Annotated in this window: 7 protein-coding genes; 3 read left to right on the top strand and 4 right to left on the bottom strand. The window is 71.2% G+C overall.

Going from position 1 to position 6,229, the window contains the following annotated elements; genetic code table 11:
• Positions 1 to 575 (bottom strand): maltotransferase domain-containing protein (locus ACZ6EG_RS08080; protein WP_391969101.1); only part of this gene is annotated, 575 nt, incomplete at its 3' end.
• Between the two features lie 52 nt (positions 576 to 627).
• On the bottom strand, positions 628 to 948 hold the full coding sequence (locus tag ACZ6EG_RS08075; protein ID WP_391969100.1) for a DUF5133 domain-containing protein: 321 nt from the start codon (positions 946 to 948) through the stop codon (positions 628 to 630).
• A 233-nt stretch (positions 949 to 1,181) separates the two neighbouring features.
• Between ACZ6EG_RS08075 and ACZ6EG_RS08070 the strand changes: the two genes are divergently transcribed.
• Complete coding sequence (locus tag ACZ6EG_RS08070) at positions 1,182 to 1,706, top strand: hypothetical protein (RefSeq protein ID WP_063481257.1); 525 nt, start codon at positions 1,182 to 1,184, stop codon at positions 1,704 to 1,706.
• The gene (gene glgX / locus ACZ6EG_RS08065; protein WP_391969099.1) at positions 1,703 to 3,850 is read left to right on the top strand and encodes a glycogen debranching protein GlgX; all 2,148 of its coding nucleotides are present in this window, start codon (positions 1,703 to 1,705) and stop codon (positions 3,848 to 3,850) included. Before ACZ6EG_RS08070 ends, glgX begins: the two co-directional genes overlap by 4 nt.
• A 13-nt stretch (positions 3,851 to 3,863) precedes the next feature.
• Here the strand turns inward: glgX and ACZ6EG_RS08060 are convergent, their stop codons facing one another.
• Complete coding sequence (locus tag ACZ6EG_RS08060; RefSeq protein ID WP_391969098.1) at positions 3,864 to 4,670, bottom strand: VOC family protein; 807 nt, start codon at positions 4,668 to 4,670, stop codon at positions 3,864 to 3,866.
• Positions 4,671 to 4,897: 227 nt separating this feature from the next.
• Between ACZ6EG_RS08060 and ACZ6EG_RS08055 the strand changes: the two genes are divergently transcribed.
• The gene (locus ACZ6EG_RS08055; protein ID WP_356609484.1) at positions 4,898 to 5,218 is read left to right on the top strand and encodes an ANTAR domain-containing protein; all 321 of its coding nucleotides are present in this window, start codon (positions 4,898 to 4,900) and stop codon (positions 5,216 to 5,218) included.
• Positions 5,219 to 5,228: 10 nt separating this feature from the next.
• Here the strand turns inward: ACZ6EG_RS08055 and ACZ6EG_RS08050 are convergent, their stop codons facing one another.
• Complete coding sequence (locus ACZ6EG_RS08050; RefSeq protein WP_391969097.1) at positions 5,229 to 6,023, bottom strand: SigB/SigF/SigG family RNA polymerase sigma factor; 795 nt, start codon at positions 6,021 to 6,023, stop codon at positions 5,229 to 5,231.
• Between the last annotated feature and the right edge of the window lie 206 nt (positions 6,024 to 6,229).

Below are 6,229 nucleotides of genomic sequence, written 5' to 3'. Positions count from 1 at the left end.
AGCAGCGGCAGCGGGTCGGAGCTGGTGACCAGCTCCCGCAGCGGATGCCGGGCCAGCACCGCGTCCACCTGCGGCGTCAACGCCGCCGCCAGCCGGGTGGCCACGGGCAGCGTGTCGTCGAGCAGGGCGGTGGCGGCGGCCAGGACCGCGTCGCGGCCGGCGTCCTTCGGGACCCCCGCGGCGGCCCGCCGGTACAGCTCGGCCCCCTCCTCCAGGACGAGGCCGGTGTCGATGCCCGCCGGGACCTTGATCCGCGCGTGGTGCTTCCACGTGGTGACCGGGTCGCTCCAGGCCTCCACCCGGTAGGTCCAGCGACCCGGGGCGCCCGGGGTGACCTCGGCGCCCCAGCGGTCGCTGCCCGGGGCCAGCTCCCGCATCGGCGTCCACGGGCCCGGCCGGCCCTCGGGGTCCTTCAGCACCACGTTGGCGGCCACCGCGTCATGTCCCTCGCGGAACACGGAGGCGGTGACCTGGAACGTCTCTCCGGCCACCGCCTTCGCCGGGCGCCGGCCGTACTCCACCACCGGGTGGACGTCCCGTACCGGGATACGTCCGATTCCCACGGTCGTGCTCATCCGTTCTCACCTCCGCCGTGCTCGGGGCCGGGCGCCGGCCCGGCCGATTGGGTCAAGCAGCGCCGGAGGGGGTCTTCCGCCCCGACGGGGAGAGCCGGTCCGCCACCGGAGGGCCCCGGCGGGCCGCCCGGGCGACGCGGGGCCGTTCGTTCTGTTCCTGCAGATAGGTGACGAGGTTCGTGCGCAGATACCGCTCGGCGGCGTCCGCCGCCTCGCGTGCGCACCGCTTCCCCATCAGCACGCAGAGGGTGTAGCCGGCGTCCTCGAAGGTGGCCCGGACCCGCAGGTCCGCGGGGGACGCGAGCATCGAGCGTTCCCAGGTGCGGTAGCGCCGCAGCTGCCGGGCGACTTCTGTCTTCGCAGGAAGCAGCATGGCCGGTCACCTTCCGGACGGTCCGGTACGGACGAGCGAGTCTTCACACATGGTGCATGCGTGGTGACTCGCCGTCTTGTTGGATCTTCAACTTCTCTCTCCTGTTGCACGAATGGAGCACTGCTCCCACTCTGGAGTGACTCAGAAGCGATCAGCGCTCACGCTTCGTGATCGGGGACCCGTCCCCCAAGGGACGGGAGGAGCGAGAGCTCTCGCGGTGAGGAGCCACGACGATGAAGACCGCAGTGCCCTGCTACTACCACCTCGACGTGGAAGTGAGCCCGGAACGGGTCGGACAGGTCAGGCGCATCCTGGCCGCTCACCTCCGGTTCTGGAACCTGGAGAACCTCGTCGAACCCGTCTGCTCAGGCGCCGAGATGCTGCTGCGGGCGATCGACGAGCACGCGAGCGACAAGAACACGTCGATCGAGATGTGGTGGAACCACCAGCACCTCATCACGGCCGTAGGGGGCAACGACCACGCGCTCCGTCCCGACCAGGACCTGCGCACCTGTCTGCAGCACCTCGCCGCGACCAGCGACGGCTGGGGCTGCTGCGCCGCGGACACGGGGGCCAAGGTGATCTGGTTCTCGCAGCGCGCCCGGGCCGGCGAACGTGTCCCGCTGGTCGCCACCGCGCCGGAACCGATCACCCAGGAGGGGTTGGAAGTGCCGCGAGAGATCATGCCGGTGGCCAGGCTGGCGCGTCCGGCCGAACGGGCCAGCACGACGTACGGCGTACTGGAGGAGGCCCGGTGACCCGCGCCAGGCCGAACTGGAAGGGGTCGCCCGTGTGGAGCGGGCACCCCTACCCCCTGGGGGCCGCGTACGACGGACAGGGCACCAACTTCGCGCTGTTCAGCGAGGTCGCCGAACGCGTCGACCTCGTCCTCGTCGACGACGACGGCAACCACAGCACCGTCCCGCTGCCCGATGTGGACGGCTTCGTCTGGCACTGCTACCTGCCCGGCGTGGGCCCGGGGCAGCGCTACGGCTACCGGGTCCACGGTCCGTGGGCCCCGTCCGTGGGCCACCGCTGCAATCCGGCGAAACTGCTCCTCGACCCCTACACCCGGGCCGTGGACGGCATGGTGGACAACCACGCCTCCCTCTTCGAACGGGCCAAGGGCCGGGCCGACCCGGGCGACAGCGCCGGGCACACCATGCTGGGCGTGGTCACCGACCCCTTCTTCGACTGGGGCGACGACCGACCGCCCAGGCGCGCCTACTCGGAGAGCGTGATCTACGAGGCCCACGTCCGCGGAATCAGCCAGACCCACCCCGAGGTGCCCGAGGAACTGCGCGGCACCTACGCCGGCCTGGCGCACCCCGCGGTCGTGGACCACCTCACCTCCCTCGGCGTGACCGCCGTGGAGCTGATGCCGGTGCACCAGTTCGTGCACGACGGCCACCTCCAGGACCGCGGCCTGTCCAACTACTGGGGCTACAACACCATCGGCTTCTTCGCCCCGCACAACGGCTACGCCGCCCTCGGCACCCGCGGACAGCAGGTCACCGAGTTCAAGTCGATGGTCAAGACCCTGCACGAGGCCGGCCTCGAGGTCATCCTGGACGTCGTCTACAACCACACCGCCGAGGGCAACGAGAAGGGCCCCACCCTCTCCTTCCGCGGTATCGACAACGCGTCCTACTACCGCCTGGTGGACGGCGACTGGCAGCACTACTACGACACCACCGGCACCGGCAACAGCCTGCTGATGCGCCACCCCTACGTACTCCAGCTGATCATGGACTCGCTGCGGTACTGGGTGACCGAGATGCACGTCGACGGCTTCCGCTTCGACCTCGCCGCCACCCTGGCCCGGCAGTTCCACGAGGTGGACCGGCTCTCGGCCTTCTTCGACCTCATCCAGCAGGACCCGGTGATCAGCCGGGTCAAGCTGATCGCCGAGCCGTGGGACGTCGGCGAGGGCGGCTACCAGGTGGGCAACTTCCCGCAGCTCTGGTCGGAGTGGAACGGCATGTACCGGGACGCGGTACGGGACTTCTGGCGCGGCGAGGAGCACACGCTCGGGGAGTTCGCCTCCCGGCTGACCGGTTCCTCCGACCTCTACCAGCACAGCCGGCGCCGACCCCGCGCGAGCGTCAACTTCGTCACCGCGCACGACGGGTTCACCCTGCGCGACCTCGTCTCGTACAACGACAAGCACAACGAGGCCAACGGCGAGGACAACCGGGACGGCGAGAGCCACAACCGCTCCTGGAACTGCGGAGCCGAGGGCGAGACGAAGGACCCGGCCGTGCGGGAGCTGCGCGGCCGGCAGCAGCGCAACTTCCTGGCCACCCTCCTGCTCTCGCAGGGCATCCCGATGCTCTGCCACGGCGACGAACTGGGCCGCACCCAGCGCGGCAACAACAACGCCTACTGCCAGGACAACGAGATCTCCTGGATCGACTGGCGGCTCGACGGCGAACAGCGCGCCCTGCTGGACTTCGCCCGCCGCCTCATCGCACTGCGTGCCGACCACCCGGTGCTGCGCCGCCGCCGCTACTTCCGCGGCGAGACGGTCACCCACGCGGACCAGCCGCTGCCCGACCTGGTGTGGCTGCTGCCGGACGCGCGGGAGATGACCGACGACGACTGGCAGCGCTCCGACGCGCACGCCGTCGGCGTCTTCCTCAACGGCGACGCCATCGCCGAACCGGACCCGTGCGGCCGGCCCGTCACGGACGACTCCTTCCTGCTGCTGCTCAACAGCCACTGGGAGCCGACCGACTTCCGGCTGCCCGACGTCACCTACGGCGAGCGCTGGGCGACCCTGATCGACACCGCCGACCCGGAGGGCACCCCCGACGAGGCCGAGCACAAGGCGGGCACCGTGCTCACCGTCGAGCAGCGCAGCCTGGTGCTCCTCTCCCGGCCGACCCGCGCCGGCCGGTGAGCCGGCCGTGAGGTCAGCTGCCCGGACCGCGGGCGGTCACGGTGAACTGCGCGCCGTCGGCGTCCCGGAGCACGGCCTCCTGGTCGCCGAGGTACAGCACGCTGCCACCGTGCCGTTCCGCGGTCCGGGCGCAGGCCGCGACGTCCCCGACCGCGAAGTGGACCTGCCAGTGCGGCCGGATGGCCGGGTCGGGCGCCGCACCCAGCGCGCCCGACTCGATGCGCGCCACCACGTCGCCCTGGTTGCGCAGAACCACCTCGTCGCCCTCGTACTGGACCTCGCAGCAGCCGTCGCGGCCGGCCCAGTCGAAGACCTCGCCGTAGAAGATGGCGGCGTCGAAGGCGTCGCGCGTGTGCAGCCGGATGAAGGCCGGGCGCGAGGCGCGCCAGGTCTCCCAGTCCGAGAACAGCTCGCCCTCCCAGATCCCGAAGGTCGCGCCGTCCCGGTCGGCCAGCAGGGCGGCCCGTCCGGGCGGCAGGGAGATGGGTCCGACGGCCGCCGTGCCCCCGCGCTCCTGCGCCCGCGACACGGCGTCGTCCGCGCTGCGCACGGCGAAGTACGGCGTCCACGCCACCGCCATCTGCCACATCGCGGCCACCGCCGCGATCCCGGCGACCGGCGCCCCGTCGGCCAGCGCGATGCGGAATGGCTCGCCCAGCCTGGCGGGACGCCACTGCCAGCCCAGCACGGCGGAGTAGAACTCCTCGGTGGCTTTCAGGTCACGGCTGGTCAGGCTCACCCAGCAGGGGGCGCCGTACACGGAGTGCGTGGACAGCAGGCTCTCCCCGCCGGCGGAAGAGGGCATGTCGTGGTGGTTCATGGCAGTCGCGTCCTGATCTCGTCCACCGGCAGCCACCGGCTCCACACCAGTGTCCGGCCGGGAGTGCGGCGGGCGCCTGTCGAGTACCCCGGCCGTGGCGCCGAAACGGTGGTGGGCGCGCCCCCGGCAGTCCGGTGGCGCGGTGCGTCACTTGTGACCACGATGGACGCGTCGGAGCCGTACCGCGCGGCACAGGCGGCGGTGACCCGCCGGATCCGGAGGTGACCATGCCCACGGACTGGGGCTCGGACCAGGTCTTCCAGCTGCAGGAACAGGTCCGGCAGCTGAAGGAGGCGGTCGTCTCGCACGCCGTCGTCGACCAGGCGATAGGGATGATCGTCGTCCTCGGCCGGATGGCACCCGACCAGGGGTGGATCGTCTTGAAGGAAGTTTCCCAGCATACGAACATCAAACTGCGCAATGTGGCAGAAATGATACTCATCTGGGGGCGCACGGGAGTGATGCCGCCGGAGATCCGGGCCACGCTGGAGGCGTCCGTCGATCGCCACGGCCCGACGCAGATCCCCGGCGTACCGCCGGAGGGCTGAAGCCGCGTTCTCAGCGGGCCTCCGCGAGGATCTCGTCGCGGAGGCGGTCGAAGCAGCCGCTGAGCAGCCGGGAGACGTGCATCTGCGAGATGCCGAGCTGCTGCGCGATGCGGCTCTGGGTCATCCCTCCGAAGAACCGCAGGTAGAGGATGGTGCGCTCGCGCTCGGGCAGCGCCTCCAGGCAGGGCCGTACCGCCACCCGGTCCACCACGGCGTCGAAGGCCGGGTCCGGACCGCCGAGCGCGTCCCCGAGGGCGTACCCGTCGGTCCCCGGCATCTCCGCCTCCAGGGAGAGGGCGGAGAAGCACTCCAGGGCCTCCATGCCGGTACGGACCTCGGCCGTGGTCAGATGTGCGTGCGCGGCGATCTCCTCGACCGTGGGCGCGCGCCCCGGGGTGACCTGTGCCAGCTCCTTCGCGGACTTGCGGACCCGGTTGCGCAGGTCCTGGATGCGGCGCGGTACGTGCAGGGTCCACATGTGGTCGCGGAAGTGCCGTTTGATCTCGCCCGTCACGGTGGGCACGGCGTAGGCCTCGAAGGCGTGGCCGCGGCGCGGGTCGTAGTGGTCGACCGCCTTGACCAGGCCGAGCGCCGCCACCTGGTAGAGGTCCTCCAGGTTCTCCCCGCGGCCCCGGAAGCGGACCGCGATCCGCTCGGACATCGGCAGCCAGACCTGGATCAGCTCGTCCCGCAGCGCCTTGCGCTCCGGGCCCTCGGGCAGCTCCGCGAGCCGGACGAAGGCTCCGGCCGTGTCGGGGGCGTCGTCGTGGGGGTGGGGCTTGGTCCTGCCGGCGATACGCGTCATGCGCACCTCCTTCAGCAAGGGCGCTGGCGAATCCTCATATATATGGATACTGAGCGCGAATGTCGCGGGCTGCCACCCGAACGGCTGCGGACCGGTGGGCGAGACGACGGCGGCCACGGACGTGATGTGCGGCACGCCGCGGATGATCGTCCGGCGCCGGTACCGGCGGATCGTTCCTGGGCAACGCTTGATCGCCGAGCAAAAGG

It is taken from the genome of Streptomyces sp. NPDC041968 (assembly GCF_055589025.1).
The sequence above is the reverse complement of the archived record's forward strand: the minus strand, read 5'-3'. Positions and strand labels throughout refer to the sequence as shown.

What these genes read in the sequence shown, in the direction of transcription:
- ACZ6EG_RS08075 (WP_391969100.1), bottom strand. Translation starts at nt 948, where the DNA reads ATGCTGCTTCCTGCGAAGACAGAAGTCGCCCGGCAGCTGCGGCGCTAC.
- ACZ6EG_RS08070 (WP_063481257.1), top strand. Translation starts at nt 1,182, where the DNA reads ATGAAGACCGCAGTGCCCTGCTACTACCACCTCGACGTGGAAGTGAGC.
- ACZ6EG_RS08060 (WP_391969098.1), bottom strand. Translation starts at nt 4,670, where the DNA reads ATGAACCACCACGACATGCCCTCTTCCGCCGGCGGGGAGAGCCTGCTG.
- ACZ6EG_RS08055 (WP_356609484.1), top strand. Translation starts at nt 4,898, where the DNA reads ATGCCCACGGACTGGGGCTCGGACCAGGTCTTCCAGCTGCAGGAACAG.
- ACZ6EG_RS08050 (WP_391969097.1), bottom strand. Translation starts at nt 6,023, where the DNA reads ATGACGCGTATCGCCGGCAGGACCAAGCCCCACCCCCACGACGACGCC.